This window comes from Ferrimicrobium sp. (assembly GCF_027364955.1).
Classification (GTDB): Bacteria; Actinomycetota; Acidimicrobiia; order Acidimicrobiales; family Acidimicrobiaceae; genus Ferrimicrobium.
The window spans coordinates 40,064-61,497 of sequence record NZ_DAHXOI010000007.1; the positions used below are offsets into that span (position 1 = coordinate 40,064).

At 58.1% G+C, this 21,434-nt stretch carries 18 protein-coding genes; 12 read left to right on the forward strand and 6 right to left on the reverse strand.

Translation table 11 applies throughout. The features are described from left to right. Window positions 1–32: 32 nt before the first annotated feature. The 3 genes from M7Q83_RS06525 to M7Q83_RS06535 all read right to left on the reverse strand — a co-directional run bounded on the left by M7Q83_RS06525 (window position 33) and on the right by M7Q83_RS06535 (window position 3,156). The gene (locus M7Q83_RS06525; protein ID WP_298336589.1) at window positions 33–1,580 is read right to left on the reverse strand and encodes a hypothetical protein; all 1,548 of its coding nucleotides are present in this window, start codon (window positions 1,578–1,580) and stop codon (window positions 33–35) included. Between the two features lie 103 nt (window positions 1,581–1,683). After that, window positions 1,684–2,466 (reverse strand): ABC transporter ATP-binding protein, encoded by a 783-nt coding sequence (locus tag M7Q83_RS06530; RefSeq protein WP_298336591.1) that lies wholly within the window; start codon window positions 2,464–2,466, stop codon window positions 1,684–1,686. Between the two features lie 381 nt (window positions 2,467–2,847). Next, on the reverse strand, window positions 2,848–3,156 hold the full coding sequence (locus tag M7Q83_RS06535; RefSeq protein WP_298336594.1) for a hypothetical protein: 309 nt from the start codon (window positions 3,154–3,156) through the stop codon (window positions 2,848–2,850). 303 nt (window positions 3,157–3,459) lie between these two features. Here M7Q83_RS06535 and M7Q83_RS06540 point away from each other — a divergent pair, with 303 nt between their 5' ends. Then, window positions 3,460–4,095, forward strand: coding sequence for a helix-turn-helix domain-containing protein (locus M7Q83_RS06540; RefSeq protein ID WP_298336597.1), 636 nt, complete (start codon window positions 3,460–3,462; stop codon window positions 4,093–4,095). Further along, entirely contained in the window at window positions 4,095–5,297 is a 1,203-nt protein-coding gene (locus M7Q83_RS06545; RefSeq protein ID WP_298336599.1) for an MFS transporter, read from the forward strand. Before M7Q83_RS06540 ends, M7Q83_RS06545 begins: the two co-directional genes overlap by 1 nt. 327 nt (window positions 5,298–5,624) lie before the next feature. Here the strand turns inward: M7Q83_RS06545 and M7Q83_RS06550 are convergent, their stop codons facing one another. After that, complete coding sequence (locus tag M7Q83_RS06550) at window positions 5,625–6,542, reverse strand: hypothetical protein (protein WP_298336602.1); 918 nt, start codon at window positions 6,540–6,542, stop codon at window positions 5,625–5,627. Between the two features lie 503 nt (window positions 6,543–7,045). On the opposite strand from M7Q83_RS06550, the gene M7Q83_RS06555 reads away from it, so the two are divergent. From M7Q83_RS06555 to M7Q83_RS06570, 4 genes are all read left to right on the forward strand, one after another. Then, window positions 7,046–7,774 (forward strand): SprT family zinc-dependent metalloprotease, encoded by a 729-nt coding sequence (locus M7Q83_RS06555; RefSeq protein WP_298336604.1) that lies wholly within the window; start codon window positions 7,046–7,048, stop codon window positions 7,772–7,774. 460 nt (window positions 7,775–8,234) lie between these two features. Then, window positions 8,235–9,107, forward strand: a complete 873-nt coding sequence (locus M7Q83_RS06560; protein WP_298336606.1) for a nitrilase-related carbon-nitrogen hydrolase — start codon at window positions 8,235–8,237, stop codon at window positions 9,105–9,107. A gap of 550 nt (window positions 9,108–9,657) precedes the next feature. Next, the gene (locus tag M7Q83_RS06565) at window positions 9,658–10,626 is read left to right on the forward strand and encodes an inorganic phosphate transporter (protein WP_298336609.1); all 969 of its coding nucleotides are present in this window, start codon (window positions 9,658–9,660) and stop codon (window positions 10,624–10,626) included. Continuing rightward, window positions 10,626–11,291, forward strand: coding sequence for a DUF47 family protein (locus tag M7Q83_RS06570; protein ID WP_298336610.1), 666 nt, complete (start codon window positions 10,626–10,628; stop codon window positions 11,289–11,291). The genes M7Q83_RS06565 and M7Q83_RS06570 overlap by 1 nt, the downstream gene beginning before the upstream one ends. Before the next feature lie 126 nt (window positions 11,292–11,417). Here the strand turns inward: M7Q83_RS06570 and M7Q83_RS06575 are convergent, their stop codons facing one another. Then, entirely contained in the window at window positions 11,418–11,714 is a 297-nt protein-coding gene (locus M7Q83_RS06575; RefSeq protein ID WP_298336612.1) for a hypothetical protein, read from the reverse strand. 298 nt (window positions 11,715–12,012) lie between these two features. On the opposite strand from M7Q83_RS06575, the gene M7Q83_RS06580 reads away from it, so the two are divergent. Beyond that, the gene (locus M7Q83_RS06580; protein ID WP_298336614.1) at window positions 12,013–13,299 is read left to right on the forward strand and encodes an MFS transporter; all 1,287 of its coding nucleotides are present in this window, start codon (window positions 12,013–12,015) and stop codon (window positions 13,297–13,299) included. A gap of 68 nt (window positions 13,300–13,367) precedes the next feature. Next, window positions 13,368–14,312, forward strand: a complete 945-nt coding sequence (locus M7Q83_RS06585; RefSeq protein WP_298336616.1) for a serine/threonine dehydratase — start codon at window positions 13,368–13,370, stop codon at window positions 14,310–14,312. A gap of 75 nt (window positions 14,313–14,387) precedes the next feature. Here the strand turns inward: M7Q83_RS06585 and M7Q83_RS06590 are convergent, their stop codons facing one another. Continuing rightward, entirely contained in the window at window positions 14,388–15,299 is a 912-nt protein-coding gene (locus tag M7Q83_RS06590) for a hydroxymethylglutaryl-CoA lyase (protein ID WP_298336618.1), read from the reverse strand. Window positions 15,300–15,434: 135 nt separating this feature from the next. Between M7Q83_RS06590 and M7Q83_RS06595 the strand changes: the two genes are divergently transcribed. The 4 genes from M7Q83_RS06595 (at window position 15,435) to M7Q83_RS06610 (ending at window position 21,434) form a co-directional block, all read left to right on the forward strand. Beyond that, entirely contained in the window at window positions 15,435–16,064 is a 630-nt protein-coding gene (locus M7Q83_RS06595; RefSeq protein ID WP_298336620.1) for a GntR family transcriptional regulator, read from the forward strand. A gap of 12 nt (window positions 16,065–16,076) precedes the next feature. After that, entirely contained in the window at window positions 16,077–17,300 is a 1,224-nt protein-coding gene (locus tag M7Q83_RS06600; RefSeq protein WP_298336622.1) for a CoA transferase, read from the forward strand. A 164-nt stretch (window positions 17,301–17,464) separates the two neighbouring features. Next, window positions 17,465–19,525, forward strand: a complete 2,061-nt coding sequence (locus tag M7Q83_RS06605) for a hydantoinase/oxoprolinase family protein (RefSeq protein WP_298336624.1) — start codon at window positions 17,465–17,467, stop codon at window positions 19,523–19,525. A 49-nt stretch (window positions 19,526–19,574) separates the two neighbouring features. Further along, on the forward strand, window positions 19,575–21,434 hold the full coding sequence (locus M7Q83_RS06610; protein WP_298336626.1) for a hydantoinase B/oxoprolinase family protein: 1,860 nt from the start codon (window positions 19,575–19,577) through the stop codon (window positions 21,432–21,434).

Below are 21,434 nucleotides of genomic sequence, written 5' to 3' on the forward strand. Positions count from 1 at the left end.
AGAATACTGGTGATCCAAAGACGCCTGTCGCACTAGATCGGCACAACGAGCGGATCAGCGGTACGAAGCTGGTGAAGATAGGCCTCAGCACCTGCAAGAAAGATCCAGTTCAACGCTCCTGCCGCGAGTATAAAGGTCAGGATCAGGATAAAGATGAGACCAAATGATTGCAGCTGGGTGGCCATTCCGCCGATGATGAAGGTAGCAAAGCTGGCGGCAAATGTTGCAGTCGATCCTCCAGTGGAGAGCCGTTGTCCCCATGTCTGGGGTGCACTCCTTGGAAAGTATGCCAATGCCATCAGTACAACGGTGGCGTCTGCTAGCCCAAGGAAGGCGGCAATAGCCCCCGACAGCAACGCGCGTGTGGGGTCACCGTGGAGGGTGGCTAAGAATACGGCCACGAAGAGTAGCATGCCGATCGCTACCCACCACAAGGTGAAAAGATAGGTGAAAGTCGTACGCGTTATCGGTGTCACCAGAAGCGGTCGGAAACGGTCAAATCCCCACAGTGCAACAATGCGTGCGACACCCATTGCCATCTGTGCACCAAAGAAGAGAAGTAAGCCCAGGTTTAAGCCACCCCTGCCAAGTCCCAAGAGGATCAACAGCGGCACGACCGTGGAGAAGATGAGCGTACCGACCAGGTTCTCGCGGATCAGGAGGCGCAGCAGGATGCGGCTAAGCGTGATCGCCTCTGACCAGGGACCTGGACTTGGCTGGCGGCGGATCATGGAAAGGCCTGCTGTCCCTTGCCAATCGGAATCCTCGTTCTCCGCTAGTTCCTTGGCTGCTGGTTCTGAGAGTGACGGTGCCGGCAGGTGAGGTGTTAAGATAACAGCGTTCTGTCGCTTCATAGCACCCTCTTTGCGGGGTTGCGCGACGATCCGCCAACCCCCATAGCCGACCAGACCTGCAACGAGGAGTTCGACGAAGATACCAATCGCGAATGGAACTGGTGCTCGTTGTGCCATTCCGGTGAAGATGCCTCCAGGCAATGCCAGTGCTGCCAGGCGGATCGTCGCTCCAGACGTCATGTGGATGATCGTCCGGCTCAACTGTTGGTGGTCTAAGGTGATTGAGGCAATGACCAGGATAAGAAAAGGGTTCCCCAAGATTGCGATGATCCACTTGTGCACGGAGGTGGGAAGGAATCGCACCATGCCCCCTCCCGCGATCAGTGTCAATCCAATCGCGATGGCCATTGATTCAATCGCTGCGATGATGCAGAGCAGATATTCGATGAAGTTGCCATGAATCAAAGAGACGATGAGCAGTTCCATCAGGAACGTTACGACCGCAGCGCTTGCGAACGTAGCGATGTTGCCGGCAACGAAGGAGGTGAGGATATCCGCGCTCTGTCGGACGGGTAGCAGTCTTGCCACTCGTTGGCTACTCTTGCTTGCGAGCACGATCGAGAGGGTCCCAATGCCACCCAAGACTAGAAAGATCGCCAGAAGATTAGCGGCCACAACCAGGAAGGGGATCGTCGCTGTGGCGTTGCCTGGGAAGAACCGATGTTCGGTGCCAGCTATGGCCGCAAAGATCACGAGGGTAAAGATCAACATGATCCCGGTGCTCAACGTCAACCTTGGCCACACACGCGCGTTTGGTAGGCCCTTATTGGTGACGCGATACCGAGCCTTGATGCTCGCAACAAGGAGGAGCCAGGTAACGGTCCTTGCTCTAGCTGGTTGAGGTCGCATCGGGGTGGTCCTGGTGGTCAGTGAGGGCGAAAAAGACCTCCTCGAGGTCGGCTCCCTCCTGGAGCACTGCCTTCGATCGGAGTTCGGAAAGTGCGCCGGACGCTAGCACTCGTCCATTGGACAGAATGGTAGCTCGATGTACCACCGATTCCACCAGTTCAAGCAGGTGGCTCGAGAAGATGATGGTCTTGCCCTGGCTGGCCAATTCGGTGATGAGCTCACGGACGCGACGGATCCAACGCGGATCGAGCCCGACGGTGGGTTCATCGAGGAGGAGCACCAAAGGGTCGGGCACCAGGGCGAGGGCGAGGGCGAAACGTTTTTTCATACCGCGTGAGAATCCGGCCACTCGCTCATCAGCGTGTTCATTTAACCCCACGAGCTTGAGGAGCTCAACGGTTCGCCTAGGTAGTTCCTGCTGATAACCAAAGGCGTGAGCAAAAAGATCAAGGTGTTCACGGGCGGTCAACTGCGAGAGGAAGATTGGTTCGTCAGCCACGTAGCCGATGAGACTTCTGATGGACGTGGGGTCCGGCCAGACCGATTTCCCATCGATCAGTACCTGCCCACTCACCGGGGGAACGAGTCCTGCAAGGATGTTGAGAGTGGTCGTCTTGCCTGCACCGTTGGATCCGAGCAGACCGTGCACCTCACCCGTTGGAATTGAGAGCGAGAGGTCAAAAAGCACCTGTCGTTCCCGAAACGCCTGCACCAAGTCGGTCGCAACAAGAACCGGACTGGCCGCTGGCAGAGGAGCACTCATAGGATGTCACTGTAGTAGTTATGGATCATTGTTCGGCACCATTTCCCGGATCAATGCCTGATGGATTTGAGCCACAACCGTGCTCACCTGGCGAGTTGGGAGGCGGTGCGTCGGGTCTGCCAAAGGGAGGGCTTCTGGTGGCAATCCTCAGTCAGTCACGGTTTGTCCTGTTGGTGAGTTCTGACATTTGGGTTCAATGCCATGAGGCGGGCGATCTTGGCTACGCGGTGAACAGCGGCGATTCGGCCAGGCGTGGCCAGCTTTGAGGCAGTGTGTCTCATTGAGGGTCTGTCGCGCCGCACCAGCACCGTGGGCCGCGAAGGCAGTGAGGCTAGCCATGTCTGGGACCCGGTGGTTCTTCGCTGGTGAGTGTTCGTTGGACTAGCGCGAGGCAGGTGGATAGGCGGCGGCATCCACCGCTTGGGTACGCCTCTTGTTGGCGGGAAGAATCAGCCACTGCACGCTGGGGTGGACGGATTGGGGCCATAGATTCACGCTCACGAAGAGGATAACGACAAAGGGAACGAACCCGCCCATCAGGAGACCGAGAAGACCGTGATTGAAGTGCTGTACCCAGGCCAGTTTGGTGGTGTGGGCGACGAAACCAATGGATACTCGAATGAGTCCCAGAAGTATACCACTGATGAGGATCTGGAGCCAAGGATCGAAGTGCCGACGCAGCAACCTCATTGACATAGGTTAGCAGACAGGCGATTGATTTGTCAAACGTTCGGAACAGATCGTCAGACAACGCATGAGCTGCTGAGCTCGACGTGCTGCATGGGTGCTTTGATGATTGGGGGTACTCATCGTCTGGTGTCGTTTCTCTTTACGCCCCTGTCCGTACCAGCTTGTGGCTAGAACCATGTCATGGGCTGGCAGTACATCAACACATCGCAAACAAGGAAGCCTTCGTGTGTGATGAGGGATTTGCGGCAAAGTTTTTTAGTGAAATGCTATACGAGCTATCTCTCGAGAGAGTATTATCGAGAGATGGCTCTTGAGAAAACCGCTGTAGATCCCGAAACGAAGAGATTGACCGATGCGCAGGCGATGCGGGCACTGACGCATCCGGTCAGGATTGCTCTCCTTGAAGTGCTCGCTGTCCACCAGAGTTTGACGGCAACGCAGGCGGGCGAGTTGATCCGAGAGACCCCTACTACCTGCTCTTTTCATTTCAGGCAGCTGGCTAAATATGGGTTTGTCGAGGAGGCCACGCCAGGCAAGGGGAAGGGGCGCCAGCGACCATGGAAGCTGGTGCATATGGGTTTTACGATCCAGGGAGAGGATCTTGATCCCGAGGCTCGCATCGCAGCAGATGTGTTGACTCAAATGTTCTTCCGCAGGGCGCTAGGGCGATTTGAACGCTGGCAACGTATCCATGGATCCTACCCAGGGGAATGGGACCGAGCGAGTACGGCTGACCAAACTGGCTTGTTCGTGACGGCGACGGAGCTGGCCGAGGTCAATGCCAAGGTGAGGGAGGTGCTTGCAGCCTACCGGGACCGTCTGGTCGATCCAAGCTTGAGGCCGACCGATGCTCGGCTGATTGAGGTTCTTTACTTGGCCTACCCAATGGATCTTGACAGCGCCGTTGTTGCCCAGAACATCGATTCTGAGGAGAAGTGATGCGGTCGCGCAACGCTCTTGCCTACCTGATCGGTACGCTCTTGTCAGGTTTTGGCGATAAAGTGCTCTTCATCGCAGCCGGGATCTGGGTCCGCGAGCTCACGGGATCCAATGCCGCTGCAGGTCTGACATTCTTCTTCTACATTGCACCCACTATGGTCATTGGACCTCTGGCCGGGTTGATCGTCGATCGTCTTCCTCGGCGCAGGGTCTTGATAGCCGCGAACACCTTGAGTGCACTGTCACTTCTCGGTCTCATCGGCGTGCATAGCGCATCGGGTCTTTGGCGCATCTATCTCGTGATGGTTATCTATGGTGCCTTGGCGACCGTTGGTAGTGCGGCTGACGTCGGGTTGCGTACCTCGGTCTTTGATCCAGAGCAGTTTGGATCCGTCAATGGTCTCTTGTCGACGGTGTCAGAGGGTCTTCGCCTTGTGGTCCCGCTCATCGGGGCCGGGTTGTTTGTGCTCGCAGGAGCGATGGCGGTGGTCGGCGTCGACATCGCGACCTACGCACTCGCAATCAGCCTGCTTTTCCTCATCCGCGTGCAAGAACATCATGAAGCAGCGTCGCCTCAACACTGGCGAGCCCAGGCTTTGGCTGGCGTTCGCCACATCTTTGCTTCGCCGTTTCAGCGTCGGTTGACCTGGGCGTTAACGGTGTTGCTTGGTACGGTCGGCTTTTTTGAGACGGCCATGTTCGCGGTTGCAACGGATGGTCTTCGGCGATCTGCCGCCTTCGTGGGGGTGTTCGTCGCCGTTCAAGGGGTTGGGGCAATTCTCGGAGGTGTCGCGTCAGCGTCGCTGATGCGTAGGTTCGGTGAGCTAAAGACCGCAGCACTTGGCATGGTTGCCATCGCGTTTGGGTCCGCCATTGTGCTGGTCGGTACGCAACCGCACTCGCTCGTCGCCGTGCTCATCGTCTGTGGTGGTATCGTCTTGCTCGGAGTTGGCATCACGCTGCTCTTGGTTGCTGTGAATACGGCTATCCAACGCAGTACTCCTCGTCGGCTGATGGGACGCGTTGATGCTGCCTTCAATGTCATCTTCAACGGGGTTCAGAGCATCTCGATAGCGCTCGGCGCTGGCTTGGTGGCGCTGGTGGGGTTCGATATTCCCATCCTCCTCATCGCGTTGAGTGCACTGATCGGGACCGCCATGCTGGGGTATCGGACTCCAGCCATGGAGTCGGTGGAGGAGTGATGAGCGAAGTCGCGTAGCGTCAGTGATACCTCGACCAATGAGTGAGATCGCCTGCCTGGCGTATGGTCGGCACCCGTCTGTGGGGGTCGTGTCGTGAGCGATGGTGGACACCTGGCACCAACGGCAGGGTCCTGCGTAACTGGGCGCTCACGCAAAAGGATTCCAACCCTTGGCCCAAGATGGCGATCAACGGGCTGCCTGTCATCGTGGTGATAGTGGAAGGCCCAATCAGCGATGCTCTCACGTACCAGAGGAGCTTCACGGTGCGGCGCCTAGCCCAACGGACTTACCGGTTTGGCCCCGTCAGATTGGGTGCTTGCGACCGAGTTAGTGTGAATACGAGGCCTCGACGGCGGCGAGAAAGGCCTGCTGGCTGATGATCCCTGAGGTTGGGGCCTTCACGGCTGGGAAGGCCGCTCCGTAGCGAGTCAGATCGACCTGCATCGAGATGGTGACAGGGATAGCGGCAGCTCCCTTCTGGATGACGGAGATATCGAGATGGACGAGCTCCTGTCGCAGCAGTCCGTTGGTGCCGATCCAGAACTTGATCATGAGTGGGCTATCGAAATTCAGTGTAGACAGCGCTTTGGCGAGGGCCTGTGCGTGAACGGTCGACTCCAAGGTGTGGAGGAAGTTGGCCCCGCTGATGTTAGCGGAGTACTCCGTGGTTGCGTGTCCGTTGACGGTGGCCGCTCCGACAGTAGTGATCTGAGTGTTCAGACGTCGCGCGATAGCTGCCAAAACTGAGGTTGGATTCGTGGATCCTGCCTGGCCAAGTGGATTAGTCAGCGCCGTCGATGGTCCTACGAGTGTCGACTGGATCCAGCGAGCACCGCTGAGCGTGGTGAGACCGAGCTCATCGCTTGGAATGCCTAAGTAGATGGTGTTGCCAATCACGCGCTCTGTCGTGGAGACGTTCTCGTGACTCGATGGGACAACGCCGTTGTTGGTGAGCTCGGCGTCGATACTGATGGGATTTGAGCCAGTCTGATAGACATAGCCGCTGGTGCGACTCTGCTGGGAGCCAGCTGTGGTCGTGACGTTCTCGACCGTTGAGATTGCGAACGACCGTTCCTTCTGGGTGGTTCGATACGCCGTCAGCAGTGCACTGTGGGCTCCAAGGTGAACGCCTGGTGCTGATGAGGAACTCGAGGCGCCACAGGCTGCAAGCAGGATGGCAGAGAGCGAGAGTGGAGCAACGACACGGACTCCATGGCGTATCTTTCGTTTTGTACCAGATAACATAGCGTACCTCACGTCTAGACTACAATTCCTATACTAGCACGAGCGGCGAGTACCCCCAAGCTATGCGTCGCTTGAGCGTGATTGCAAGAAACATTTTGATTGAGTGTCCGGTGCAATGATGCACTTCAGGAGTGGTCTGGTCCTCTACAAGCATTTGCTTTGCAGCACTCGTGCCTTGCGTTCTCGGGTCAGCGTGAAATGATCCCAAGCGATACATTCGTCAACTGTGTGGTCAAACCAAAAAGGGGATCTCACAAGGGACAACCCCTGTCGCTGGGGGAGCGAGCCCACCTGGTCTCGTGGCCGGGACCTTGAATTGGGAATCGACAGAAAACGTGGCAAGCCTGTTGACGGTGCTATGGCGATCCAGTTTTGTGGGCCACGAGGGGATACTGCATGAAACGTTGCTCTGGTCGACGAGAGCTAACCTAGAGGTTGTGCGAGCGCGCTGGCGAGGATTGAGGGACACCCCGTGGTGATCGTAGCTGTACCTTGGCGAGACAATGCCAACTAGGCGGTTCAGTGTCACCGTCGAGGATGTTGAGGCAGAGGTGGTCCTGAAGGCGATCAAACACACACATATTCGTGTCAGCCCACCTCACGGGACGGTGCGTGTCTCCGCACCACTCGGCACCACGGTAGGTGAGGTGCGTACTATCCTCTTGTCACGATTGGGTTGGATCCGCACGCACCAGGCCCGATTCGCAGCGTCGATAACCTTTACGGCTCCCCAGATGGAGACCGGTGAAGTGCATTATTGCTGGGGTCAACCGTATCCACTGCTCGTGCGGGAGGTCGCAAATCGTGCTGGGGCGGAGTTACGTGCTGGGCAGCTGGTGCTTGCAGTGCCAGCCGGCTCGTCCAAGGATGAGCGGGAGCGGCTGCTTGACCGGTGGTATCGACGACAACTGCAACGGGCAATACCCTCCGTTCTGGCACGCTGGGAGCCGGTGGTCGGGGTGCAGTCCTCGCAATGGGGAGTGCGCAAGATGCGAACGCTTTGGGGATCCTGTAACATCAAAGCCGCACGGGTATGGTTCAATCTCGACCTGGCCAAGAAACACCCGGAGAGTCTTGACTACGTGGTTGTCCATGAGTTGACCCACCTCCTTGAGCCGAGTCATGGTTCTCGATTTGAGGAGTTGGTGTCGCGCGCAATGCCCGACTGGGAGGGGCGACACGAGCGGATCTCGCAATCGATCTTTGATCCCGGCATCTGGGCCCGCCACTGATGAGGAATCCTCTCGCTAGCAGATGCTTACGTTTGCCCAATGGTATGCGTGGTGAGCCCAATGCTCCTTTGGTTTCCAAGTGCTCGAGGGTTTGATCGCGGCATTATCCATCGAGCCCAGAAAATTGCGTCCAGACGCAAGGTATGACAACTACTTACGGGATGAGACAGTAGCCACAAGGAAGGAACCAGACTCGCTTTGAGTACTTTGAGTACTGTGCATCGCCGCATGATCCGTATCCTGTTTGTCCTTAGCTTTTGATGGGAGCTAGGGCGGGGTGGAAGGCTTCGTTGACTGAGCCTATTATCTGGTCGCCACATTTGTTCTATTCATCGATGATCCCCATGGACCGCCAACACTGGTGATTATGTGTGGAGGGTCGCAAGAGCAATACCTCCTGACGCCATTGTCGATCAGCCGCCGAAAGAGAGTGGATGATAGGGAGTCTAGGGTGAACGGCATGCGGGTAGCGGTGGGCCAAGTCAGTCTGCAGGTGGGGGACCTTGAAGGCAATCGCGCGAGAAGCATCGATGCGGTCTTGGCCGCAGTCGCCGATGGTGCCGATCTCGTTGTCCTTCCTGAGTTGAGCGACAGCGGCTACGTTTTTGGATCGTATGAGGAGGCGAGCTCGCTTGGGGCGCCCATCTTGGGTAACCCAACGCTGCAGCGGTGGGGCGAGTTGGCGAATCAGCACCGCATCACGATCGTTGGCGGCTTCGCGGAACTTGGAGAAGACGGAGCACTCTATAACTCGGCTGCGCTGATCGCTCCAGATCAGAATCCTCTTACTTATCGGAAAATCCATCTCTGGGATGGGGAGAAGGAATTCTTTACACCAGGCGATGCTTTGAGCACCGTTACCGAGGTTAACGGCGTGCGGGTCGGTCTCGCGATCTGTTATGACCTTGAGTTTCCAGAGCTCGTACGGGCGCTTACGCTCATGGGCGTGGAGCTCCTGGTGGTGCCCACTAACTGGCCACTATCGCCAGTCCCTCAAGCGGAGCGGCCTGTGGAGTTTGTCAAGGCACAAGCCAGTGCGGCGACAAATGGCATCTGGATTGCCATAGCGGATCGTTGTGGCAAGGAGCGAGGTGTCGACTGGGTCGGCTACTCCAGCCTCCTTGATCCAAGTGGTTATCCTGCCTTTGCGCCAATTCCCTTCGGAGTTGCCGGAGTAGCAGTAGGGGAGGTCGATCCTGCACGGGCCCGCAACAAGGTGATCTCATCGAAGAATCACCTCTTGGATGATCGTCGAAGCGATCTCTATCGGGTGCTCGCTCGGTCGGTGTCGACGGCGCAGGTTTGGGACGATGGTGATCCGCCTCCCTGGTAGGAGCTACTGACGAGCTCGAAGCGTCCTTGGCGAACAATCTCAGATTGTGAGGGCAGCTTGCGTTTCGTTCTCGAATCTTCTCGCGTCGTGGAATGCTGCCGCTCGCGTCCTCGAGACGTCGATCGTGCTGAGGAGTACCGGGGGTTAGACGACCCGGTTGGCAAGTTCGGAGTGCGGGTGCATCTTGCAAACGAAAAGTGCTCAGCTAACCACGCCGCCAATTCGCTCGCCAACAATCCCCAACGGATTGGTGAGGCGCCTGCGGTCGTGTTCGCTCATTGCACTCTAGCGACGGTGAGTTGCCAGCTCGTCTTGGAACAGACCAGCGATTTCGACCAGTTCAGGCTGAATGGTCGTTCATGGGCTTTGATAGGGCCATGTTCGTTTGGTCCATCGGTGGTGATCGATCGTGGTTACGATCTTTGCGGTGTTGTGAGAATCTGACGCCCTGAGCACCTTCTCGATGCCCGGCTGGTGTGGTTTGCACGAGGTAGCATGAGGCAAAGATATCGGTCGTCTTAGGGCGTCGAGGGTATGGGAGGTAGTTGGTTTGGCGGTTGTTGGTGCCACGCTCCTTTTCGTGCTCGCTCTCGCCGCGGCATTGGTAAGCGGCTCGAATGACGGTGCGACCCTGGTGGCATTGAACACCAGGACCACGACGATTGCACCACTTCGGGCAGTGGTAGTTCTTTCTCTGTTTGTGGCGCTTACTCCGATGATCGTCGGGACTGCGGTCGCCTCAACGGTCGCGCATGGTCTGGTCGCCTTTGAAAAGACCGGTGGTGAGTTGGCCTTTCTTGTGGCGATTGTCTGTGCGTTGGGGATTGTCTATCTGTTGAGCCATCACGGACTTCCCACGAGCGTTACCCTTGCGATCACGGGTTCCATCGTCGGAGCCGGCCTAGGTTTTGGATTGCCGGTGCACTGGGTAACGGTGGTGGCGGTCCTCCTGGCTGGCGTCGTTGCTCCGTTAACAGCGGCGGTCGTTGGTTACCTGGTGGCGACCCTCGAGCTGTGGCTGCGACCGCCTGAACTGTCACCACGCCTTCGAAAGGCAGGCGAGTGGGCCGGGTTTCTTGTGCAGTCGTTTGCCTATGGGTCGAATGATGCCGAGAAGCTTGTGGCGATTGTGGCGATCGCTTTAGGGCTGGCGGTACACGGCGTGCAGATCTCGATCCCTGGTCAACTAGCGATGGGGCTGCTCTTTGCCCCTGGCATTCTGCTCTCGGTGCGACAGATGGCGGCCCGGGTGTCCGAACGGATTATGCACGTGCGTTCAGATACCGCTATCGAGGTGACCGTTTGTGCGGCGGGGGTCGTCTTGGTCTCTTCGTTACTTGGTTATCCGATCTCATCCACCCAGGCGGCCACTGCCGCACTGGTGGGAGTGGGTGCTCGGACTGCTCCGCGGCAACTCCAGTGGGGACAGATCGGTAGAATCGGTGTCGCTTGGCTCGTCACACTGCCGTTAGCGGTAGGGGTTGCGGCTGGCGTTGGCCTGATTGTGAGGTTGTTCTAGTGGGCCGCAAGCATTCTGAATCCCCATGGCAGCGATTGGTACATTTCTTTCAGAGCTTTGGGCCGAGGGCCTCGAAGGAGTTGGTAGAGAATCTGGTATCCCACCTCGATGCCGATGCGCGAGGGGTGGGTCTGGTGATCGCAATGCTCCATGGTGAGCTCGCTCATGATCCCTCGATAGCGAAGATGTCCCAGATCGAACATGATGGGGACCAACTGCGCACCGAACTCGTCGATACGCTCGCCAAAACGCTCGTCACGCCGATCGATCGTGAGGATCTCTACCGCTTCTCTCGAGCGATCGATGATCTCTTGGATGAGTTGCGGGACTTTGTGAGGGAATGGTGGCTACTCCAGGGGGTCGACCCCCAACCCTTGCTTCACGTGTTGGGCGAGCTTGCGCTTGCCATCGACAGCGCGAAGGTGGTGGTCGTCACGATTGGCGAGCCCAAAGCTGGGGGAGCTGCGCAACTAGTTGAGGCACTCCGATTGGCGAATCGCGTGCGTTGTATTCATGAGGACGAGATTACTGCGCTGTTTCAGGGGGAGGTGACCATGGAACTTCTCCGAGAGCGTGAACTCCTTCACCGGCTCGATTCCATCGGCATGCATCTCGTTCAGGGCCTCAACACCATCGCCGACAGCTTTGTCAAGCGAGGGGAGTGACACTGTTTTCACTTGTGGGGCAGGGGGCTTTCATGTCTGCGGGTCGTCATAGTGGGTACAGGGATTGATGGTGTGGCATCGTCGTCTCTATCGTGGACGAACTCACGAGAGCATGCTTGCGGACCTCTAAGGGATTGGATTGCCCTTGAGTTCGACTTCGACAAAGACGGCGTCTTTGCCACTTTGGTTGATGACGTTGTGGGCGGTGCCCTTGGTGCCAGCGTAAGGGGTTCCGGCTTCTTGGTGCATGTCGTGGGTCTCACCGGTGGCATCTAGGACCCGGAAGGTGCCGCCGGTCACTGGAATGACGACATAGTCGAAGGCGTGTACATGGTCCCCCGTCTCCGCGCCATCGGCAAAACTCCAGGTCGTGGCGCGAGCGTGGGTATCATCAATATGTTGGGTTGCCTTGGCGGTAGTCATCGGGTCTCCTCGTTGTGTAGGTGAAGATGGTGCATTCACGCGAATATGGCATGCTCGGATACAAGCGACACGGCGCCAGCCCAGCTTCTTGTCGTTGTCTATTGTAGCTGCGGGTCGCGATGGGACTGGTGGGCGCGAAGGGGATGGTGTGGTCGATCCAGACCCGTTCTCACAGGCATGTCCGGGAAGTCGTTAGAGTGAGCCGGGGTGTTTGTCGCTGCTTCGCGTTCACGATGCGCTAGACGCGAAAGCAAGGGTGTTCGATTGACGAAAAGGTGTCTGTGAGGGCCGTGCGGCTGTGACCGAGGGAAACGGTGAAATCGTCGAGGATCGTCGCGGCTGGCGATTGGTTCTCGTTGGGACTCTTGTCTCGTCCATTGGAAGTGGTCTGACGCTTCCGTTTTTGGTCGTCTATCTTCACAGTATTCGACATATGAGCTTGCCGTTGGCCGGCCTGGTGGTGGCCGCCTCCGGGATCACCGGGCTCGCAACCGGCGCCATTGGTGGAAGTCTCGGTGACCGGCTAGGTGTAGGGCGTTTGCTCTCTGGCGGGTTGCTCATCTCCGGGGTGGCGACGGTTGCGCTCGCTGACGCCCGTACTCCCGTCTTTGCAGCGGTGGTTGTTGCCCTGATTGGAGTGGGAGAGTCGGTCATTTGGCCCACACTCAATGCGTTGGTGGCTAGTCAACTGGCGAGTCCAAACCGACCGCGCGCCTATGCGCTACGGTTCGGGGTGCTCAACGGTGGTCTCGGGCTGGGGGCCCTGATCGCTGGTTCGGTCGTTTCACTTCATCGCCCGGTGAGCTTCGAGGTGATCTATGTAGTTGACGGACTGACCACGATCGCTTTTGCCCTCATTGTCGGGATTGGTTTGCGCCACCGTCCGGGTTTTCGGACTCACCCAGAGGTGAGTGATAAGCGAGCGATGACGGGAGAAGGCTATCGAGTCGTCCTGCGTGATCGGCGCTTTCTCGCTTGGCTCGTCGCATCAGCGCTCTTCGTTCTTTTTGGCTATGCAATGCTCGATGGTGGATGGGCAGCCTATGCAACCGTCATCGTCCATGCGAGCCCAAGGATCGTTGGTATAGGTTTTGCCGTCAATACGGGTGTTATTGTGGTGTCGCAGCTTGGAGTGGCTCATCTCACTCGTCGGTGGCGACGGAGCCGTATGCTCCTCGGGGTAGGTGTGCTCTGGTCGCTTGGCTGGCTCATGGCTGGTCTCGCCGATATTCATGGTCTCGCGCATCTCGAAGTCGATGTTTTGCTCGCACTCTCTCTTGGGATTTTCGGCCTGGGTGAGACGCTGTTGAGTCCAGTGGCCGGCGCCTTGCCCAATGATCTCGCTCCCGAACATCTGCGAGCGCGATATAACGCGCTTGGTTCGACGGTATGGTCTCTCGGTACGATTGCGGGACCTCCGATCGCTGGTTTGTTGCTCGCGAGTTCGTTTCCGCTGTCGTGGATAGGGCTCATCGTTATCGGTTCAGCCGCCGCCGGGTTCGTTGGACTCAACCTTGGGCGACTGTTGCCGCCTGCAATCGATCGTCCACTTGCACCTGATCGGGATGGACAGGCTAACAACTGAGGGGTGTTGGTGAGTGATTGGTGCTCTTGGGCTGGCGGGCGACCGATGGTGCCGGTAACCTGATAACTATGATGACACCTGATGATGTAGTAGTGGCTCGGCGCCGTATCAGCCCCTGGGTGCGTGAGACCCCGATTATCAGGTGGGACGATCACCCAGCCCATCCACTGCTCAAGCTCGAGGCACTGCAGGTGACTGGTTCTTTTAAGGCACGGGGTGCCTTTAATCGCGTGCTCGCGGCCAGAGAGGCTGGAACGATCGGCGATGCGGGAGTGATTGGAGCATCGGGTGGTAACGCTGGCTTAGCACTGGCCTATGCTGCGCATCGTCTCGGGATCCCTGCGGAGATCGTCGTGCCAGAGACGTCAAGTCCGGTCAAGTTGGAGCGTCTACGAACCTTGGGCGCGACGGTGGTCGCCCGTGGCCAACGCTACGGCGATGCCTATGATTGGGCGTTGGCTCGCCAGCGTGAGAGTGGTGCCCTCTTTGTCCATGCCTATGACCAGGTCGAGGTGGTGGCTGGACAGGGGACCGCGGGTCTTGAATTTCTTGACCAGGCTGGCTCCCTAGATGTCGTTGTCGTCGCAGCTGGGGGCGGTGGTCTGGTGGCTGGAGTGCGACTGGCGATGCCACACGAGACGCGAGTTATTGCGGTTGAGCCGACACTAGCGCCAACGATCCGACAGGCGCTAGCTGCCGGCGGGCCGGTGGATGTCGAGGTCTCTGGGGTGGCGGCTGACTCGCTCGGCGCTCGACGCTGTGGGGACCTCGCCTATGAGGTGATCTCATCGATGGGGGTAGAGTCCGTGCTCGTCGAGGAGGAGGAGATGGTGACAGCCAGGCAGCTCCTTTGGGACGAGTTTCGTTTGGTCGGGGAGTATGGTGGAGTCGCAGCGTTGGCTGCGCTGCTCGCAGACAAAGTCAAGACGAGTGGACACGATCACATCGGTATCATCTTTTGCGGTGCGAATTCGGACCCCTCGGACCTCGTGAAACACGACGAGATCGGATAGGGGGACGGGCACGCTGCTCGAGGCTGTGTGGGTTAATCCAGTGGGGGTTAACCCATTGGGTTCAGCTCGGTGATGTCAGCTCAGCGCCGGGAACATCCCGGCTCGCGTCAGGAGACCAGGTACCGGGTTCGGTAGCTTCTGACTCAGCAGATCAACCACCTCAAAGAGGCGAGCAAAGTCGACACCGAGGTGATAGCCCGAACGTGACAACATATACGCGAGATCTTCGGTGGGAATGTTGCCGGTCGCATTGGGTGCAAACGGACATCCTCCGATACCTCCGAGGGATGCGTCGAGCACAGTAACGCCCTCTTCGACGGCGGCCATGGCGTTGGCGAGTCCAGTGTTGCGGGTGTTGTGAAAGTGGCAGCGGAGTTGGATAGGACGCGATCCGATGATCTCTCGAACGCCCTGCATCCGTTCGTGTACGTCCCTTGGGACCGCGACACCGATGGTGTCGGCGATGGCAATCTCAAACGGCTCCAGATCGGCGACCTGATCGACGATGGCGTAGAGCTGTTGGGGGGTTACTTCGCCCTCGTAGGGACAGCCGAAGGCAGCGGAGACGGTGATGGAGGTGCGAAGCCCCACCTCTCTCGCTCGCCGGGTCACGTTGGCCGCCATGGCGAGGTTCTCCTCAACCGAGGCACCTTGATTCTTCTCCGAGAAGGTCTCGGTCACCACCACCACATAGTTGATCTCCTGTAGCGGGGTTGCGAGCGCACGATCGAGGCCCCGTTCATTGAGGACGAGCCCAATGGCTCCGTCAAAGGCCGCAGGGCTGAGCCGTGCCAAGACCGCCTCCGCGTCGGCCATCTGGGGAACTCTTGCGGGATTGACAAAGCTGGCAACCTCGATCCTTCGCAGACCGGCACCAAGACACCCCTCGATCAGCGCTATCTTCTCGTCGGTTGAGAAGGGTGTGGCTTCGTTTTGGAGTCCATCCCGCGGTGACACCTCAACGATCTCGATACTTGGCTGATCCATCGTCATTCCTCTCTCGATCGCTATCCCCTCTTACTCTAGGCGCTTCAAGGTTTTTTCCTCAATTCCAACCAAGGAGGCGTCGGCTGTGATATTGTATGCAGAAATGCGGTTAACAGGCACTTGAGTGGGGATGCTTTGGGAGAAATCAGCACAGATGTATACAATCAACTGCGACACGCACTGGTGACCGGTGAGCTCGCCGCTGGGGAATCCCTTCGCGAGGAGTTCTTGGCGGAGCGCTTTGGAGTATCGAGAACACCGGTTCGAGAGGCACTGCGAAGGCTGCAAGTTGAGGGGTACATCGAGATCCTGCCACATCGAGGGGCGAGGGTGCTTGGGTGGAGAGTGGAGGACATCAATGAGGTCTTTGCGCTCCGCGGTGTACTCGAACCGCACGCGGCACGGCAAGCCGCGCTTCGGCTCTCAGAGAGTGATCTGGTCGTCGCCCAAAAGCTCGCCGATGCGATGGAACGACTGGCAACGGAGCGTCCAATGGGTTTTGACGATCAGATCGCGAGCCTAAACAATCAGTTCCATGCCCTGATCGTTGGTGGATCCGGAAACTACCGACTCTCTGAACAGGTGCAGTCGATCATGGAGCTGGCTCGGGTCCGAGCAACGTTTCAACGCTACAGTGCGCATGAACTCAACCGTTCGATGTCGCATCATCGAGAACTCTTAGAAGCACTGGCTGTCCGTGACCCTGATTGGGCTGAGGCGGTGATGAAGTGCCACATCTTTGCCGCACGCTCGGTCTACTGCTAGAAAGGAGCCCGAATGGATACCTCCGGCAGCGATGATTCCCAAGAGCGGCTGCCGCTCCAAGATCTTCGAGTCATCGAGATGGGACAGCTCTTGGCCGGACCGTTCTGTGGGCAGCTCCTCGCTGACTTTGGAGCCGATGTCATCAAGGTTGAGGATCCCAAGCGCGGCGACCCGATGCGCCAATGGGGTCGTGAAAAGCCACATGGGTTGTCACTCTGGTGGCCGGTGGTTGCGCGTGGTAAGCGATCGGTGACGATCGATCTGAGAACTGAAGCTGGCCAAGAACTCGTGCGCTCGTTGGTGGCACAATCCGATATCTTGCTCGAAAACTTTCGCCCTGGCACGCTCGAACGTTGGGGACTCGATTACTCCACGCTCGCTGAGATCAACCCAGGCCTGATCTTGGTCCGCGTGACGGGCTATGGCCAGACGGGACCGTATGCGGCCCGGGCAGGATTTGGCTCGATTGGCGAAGCGATGGGTGGCATCAGATATGTGACCGGTAACCCTGAGGCACCACCTTCGCGAGCTGGTATCTCGATTGGCGATTCGCTCGCTGCCATCTTTGCTGCTCTTGGTGCGCTGGTCGCGGTCCACAACCGTAGCGTGACCGGCAAAGGACAAGTCGTGGATGCAGCGATCTATGAAGCGGTGCTCTCGATGATGGAGTCGCTCATTCCTGAGTATACACTCGGCAACTACATTCGTGAGCGCACCGGAGCGATTCTGCCCAACGTGGCGCCCTCCAATATCTATCCAACCAAAGATGGACTGCTCCTGCTCATCGCCGCCAATCAGGACTCAGTCTTTGGGAGACTTGCCTTGGCCATGGGCCAACCCGAACTCGCGGATGATCCACGCTTTGCGACCCACAGCGCGCGAGGTGCAAACCAGGTGGTACTCGACGAACGTATCGCAGCGTGGACGGCCGAGCACGATATCGCTGAACTCGAGGAGCTACTTGAGATCCATGGGGTGCCAGAGGGCAAGATCTATCGGGCGCCGGAGATGCTCGCTGATCCGCACTTTATGGCGCGCCAGGACATCATCAGCCTGGCACATCCGACGTTCGGGGAGTTTCAGATGCATAATGTCGCCCCTCGCCTCTCGGCAACGCCAGGGAGGGTGAGGTGGGTCGGCCCTGAGCTCGGTGAGCACACCACCGAGGTTCTCGCTGGCCTACTCGGTCTCGCCGAAGAGGAGATCGCCTCTCTTCGCCAACGAGGGGTGATCTGAGCGAGTACGGCGATGGTTGATGGGACAAGATGGTCGTGGTGGGTGTGCGGCGTACGTGACGCCAATAAGAAGAGTGTTGTCAACGAGAGTATCAATAACAGCGACGAGCGTCGCAGTGAGTCGGTGGGTTCGTTGCGACAGGCACAGATGAGGAGATTGTACTGATGAGTTATCGATTGGGAGTTGATGTAGGAGGAACCTTCACTGACCTCTTGCTGATTGATGAGGTATCAGGGGTGACACATCGTGCGAAGGTTCCCTCCACGCCGGAGGATCCCTCGATTGCAGTACTCCGTGGGATCGAGTTGCTAACTGAGCGCGCTGGAGTCGATCCAAGTGCGGTGAGTCAGGTGATGCACGGAACGACGGTGGCGACGAACGCGGTTCTTGAGGGGAAGGGCGCCAGAGTCGGCCTGGTCGTCACCGAGGGGTATCGCCAGATCCTCCAGGTGGCTCGGTCCTTTGTACCGGGAGGACTGGCTGGTTGGATCGTATGGCCAAAGCCTGAGCCATTGGCTCGGCTTGAGGACACTATCGAAGTCAAGGGGAGAATCGATGCACGTGGTCGTGTGATCCGTCCCCTCGATCAGGCGGCGCTTCGACAAGAACTCGAACGACTCGGTGCTCGTGGGATTGAAGCGCTGACGATCTCGTTGATGAATTCATTCACCAACGACGAACACGAGCTTGCGGTTGCACGCGTAGCCGAAGAGATTTTAGGGGATATCCCCATCTCCTTGTCGTCGCGTATTCTGCCAGAGATCAAGGAGTATGAACGGACGCTCACCACGGTGGCTAACTCCTACGTGCGACCGCGTGCATCGCAGTATTTGCGCAACCTCTCGTCCGAACTGGCGCGACGGACTCCAGGTGCACGTCTGCACATTCTCCGTTCTGATGGGGGTTTAATGGGGATGGAGGTCGCCTCCGCCGCCCCGGTGAACATGCTGATGAGCGGACCGGCCGGCGGTGTCTCTGGTGCAGTCTGGATCGCCAGTCAGGCGGGCTACGACGATCTGTTGACCTTTGACATGGGAGGCACGAGTACTGATGTCGCCCTCGTTCAGCAGGCAGTCCCGAAGGTGGGGCGGGAGACATCCGTTGGCGATCTGACGATCCGTGCCTCCTCCATCGACGTGCGCACAGTCGGGGCTGGTGGAGGATCGATCGCGCACGTGCCAGCCTTGACCAAGGCGCTACGCGTTGGCCCCCAGTCTGCCGGCGCCGACCCAGGGCCAGCGGCGTATGGCCGCGGTGGGACCGAACCTACGGTCACCGATGCCAATATGGTGCTTGGCTATCTACCCTCAGGGCTCCTGGATGGGGAGATGCAACTCGACGGCGAGGCTGCGAGACGTGCTATTGAGCCACTTGCCGAAGCGCTGGGTATCGAGGTCAAGCGAGCGGCCGCCGGTGTCATCGACATTGTGAATGAGAACATGTTTGGAGCCCTCCGTCTGGTCTCGGTGCAACAGGGATATGATCCACGCGACTTTGCCCTCGTGGCCTTTGGTGGTGCCGGTCCGTTGCATGCCAATGCCTTAGGAAGGTTGATGGGTTCGTGGCCGGTGATTGTCCCACCCTCGCCTGGGGTGCTTTGCGCCTTTGGTGATGCCACAACTCGTCTTCGATCAGAGTCCTCGCATACCTATATCCGTAGGTTCTCCGAGGTCTCGAGTGCAGCGGTGGCCGCCGAGCTTGCGGCACTACGAGCGGAGGCAGCAGCTGAGCTTACGGGGCAGGGGGTCGCTCTGGCAGAGCAGGAGATCGGTTATTCCGTCGATGTCCGTTACCACGGCCAAGGTTTCGAGGTGACGGTTGATGTCGATGCGTCCATGCTCACCGATGAACTGTTGGAGAGTATTCGTGCCCTCTTTGAGGCTGAGCATGAGCGGCTCTTTACCTTCGCGCTCGATCAGGAGTGTGAGCTGGTACACCTGCGTGCCATCGCCCAAGGGGCGCGCCCAAGGGTGGCCGCGCTCCAGATCGAAACTGGGGATGAAGATGCCGCCGGCGCAGTGATCGCCACCAAAGAGATCTACGTCGAGGGTGAGGAGGTCGTCGCCAAGATCTACGCTCGTGCCCAGCTCAAAGCCAATAACCGGATCGCGGGACCTGCCATCGTCTCCGAGATGGACTCTACCACCCTGGTGTTGCCAGGTCACGAGGCGCAAGTCGACGTCTATGGCAACCTCATCATCAACCCCCTCAGCGATACCCAATGATGGGCTTCATGCTAGCTATTGGTCAGTACATTGAAACGAAGGAGTGGTAATGGCACAGATTATCGAGACATCTAATACCCAGTTTGCGAGTGTCGATGTCGATCTCGTGACAGTGGATATTATTGAAAATGCGTTGCGAAATGCTCGCTACGAGATGGATGCGGTGCTCTTTCGTACGGCAATGAGTCCGGGCATACGAGAGCAACACGACGAGTTCCCCCTCATCGCTGATCACAAGGGTCGCATGGTGGTCGGACAGTTTGGCTCTTTCATCGGTGGCTTCTTGGACAACTACCAGGGAACGGTGGAGGAGGGCGATATCTTCTTGACCTCTGACCCGTATAGCTGTGACGGTGCGATCAGCCATGCCAATGACTGGCTTGTGCTGATGCCGATCTATCTGGAGGGCCGTATTGTTGGTTGGTCGGCGATGTTCGGACACATGACCGATGTCGGCGGCAAGGTTCCCGGGTCGTTGCCGACCGACGCCGAGAGCATCTATGAGGAGGGGGTGGTCATTCCCCCTACCAAGATCTACCGACGCGGAGCACTGAACCAGGAAGCTCTCGATCTTATTCTCAACCAGGTGCGGATGAAACAGTGGAACCGAAGTGACTTGAACGCAATCGTTGCGGCCTGTCGCACCGCCGGGCGTCGCGTCGTGGAGCTCTGTGGTCGATTCGGTACCGACGTCTACATCGCGACGCTGGAGTTATTGCTTGAGCGCAACTATCGTGCGATGGAACAGCTGATCCTTCAGACAGTTTCGGAGGAACGACTCTCCTTCACTGACTATATCGATGATGACGGTCTTGGCAATGGCCCGTATCGGATCCACTGTACGATGTGGCGCGAGGGCAACAAAGTCCATCTCGATTTTGAAGGGACGGATCCACAATCGGTAGGGCCGATCAACTTCTTCTTGAACGTCAACATGTTCAAGATGTTCTTTGGGATCTACATGATCATGGTCTTTGACCCCCAGATCCTCTGGAATGACGGTTTCTATCCACTTGTTGAGGTCCATATTCCAGAGCGATCCCTGCTTCGACCCGCCTATCCGGCCGCACTCTCGTGTCGAACCCATGCGCTCGGGCGGATTTTCGATATTCTCGGTGGCCTCCTCGGTCAACGCCAGCCCGAGTTTCTCTGTGCAGCAGGCTTCTCCTCCTCTCCGCATCTCATGTACTCAGGCACGGACTCCTCGGGCGAGTGGTTCCAGCTCTATCAGATTGGCTTTGGAGGAATTCCGGGTCGGCCATTTGGGGATGGACCCGATGGACATTCGCTGTGGCCATCTTTTACCAATGTCCCCAATGAGTTTCTCGAGGCGTACTTCCCTCTGGTGATTGAGAAGTATGAGACGGTACCCGACTCGGGTGGACCCGGATTCTTCCGAGGGGGTAACGGGATCGATATCGCCTATCGATTCTTGGAGCCGGGCACCATCTCCATTCACGATGACCGCTGGTTGACCTACCCATGGGGCGTCAACGGTGGCCTGCCTGGGGCGAGAAGTACCAAATATGTAGTTCGCACGAACGGAGCAACCGAGGTGCTTGCATCGAAGTGTGACCATGTCAAAGTCGCAGTAGGCGACATTTTGCACTATGTCACTTGGGGAGGCGGTGGCTGGGGTGATCCGCTGGATCGCTCGGCTGAGCTGGTGGCGCTCGAGGTTGAGCGTGGTCTCGTGACGCGAGAGGGTGCGAAGCGCTACGGGGTTGTTCTCGATGATGACGGTACGGTGCTGGCCTCGGCCACAGAGGCACTCCGAGCCGAGATGCGCGATCATCGGGGTGCGCTCCCCGTCTTTGACTACGGAGCTCCGATCGCCGATCTCAAGGAGAGGTCGCTCGCTGAGACGGGGATTCCGGCCCCTCGTGATCCCGTCTTTGAGACAAGGTAA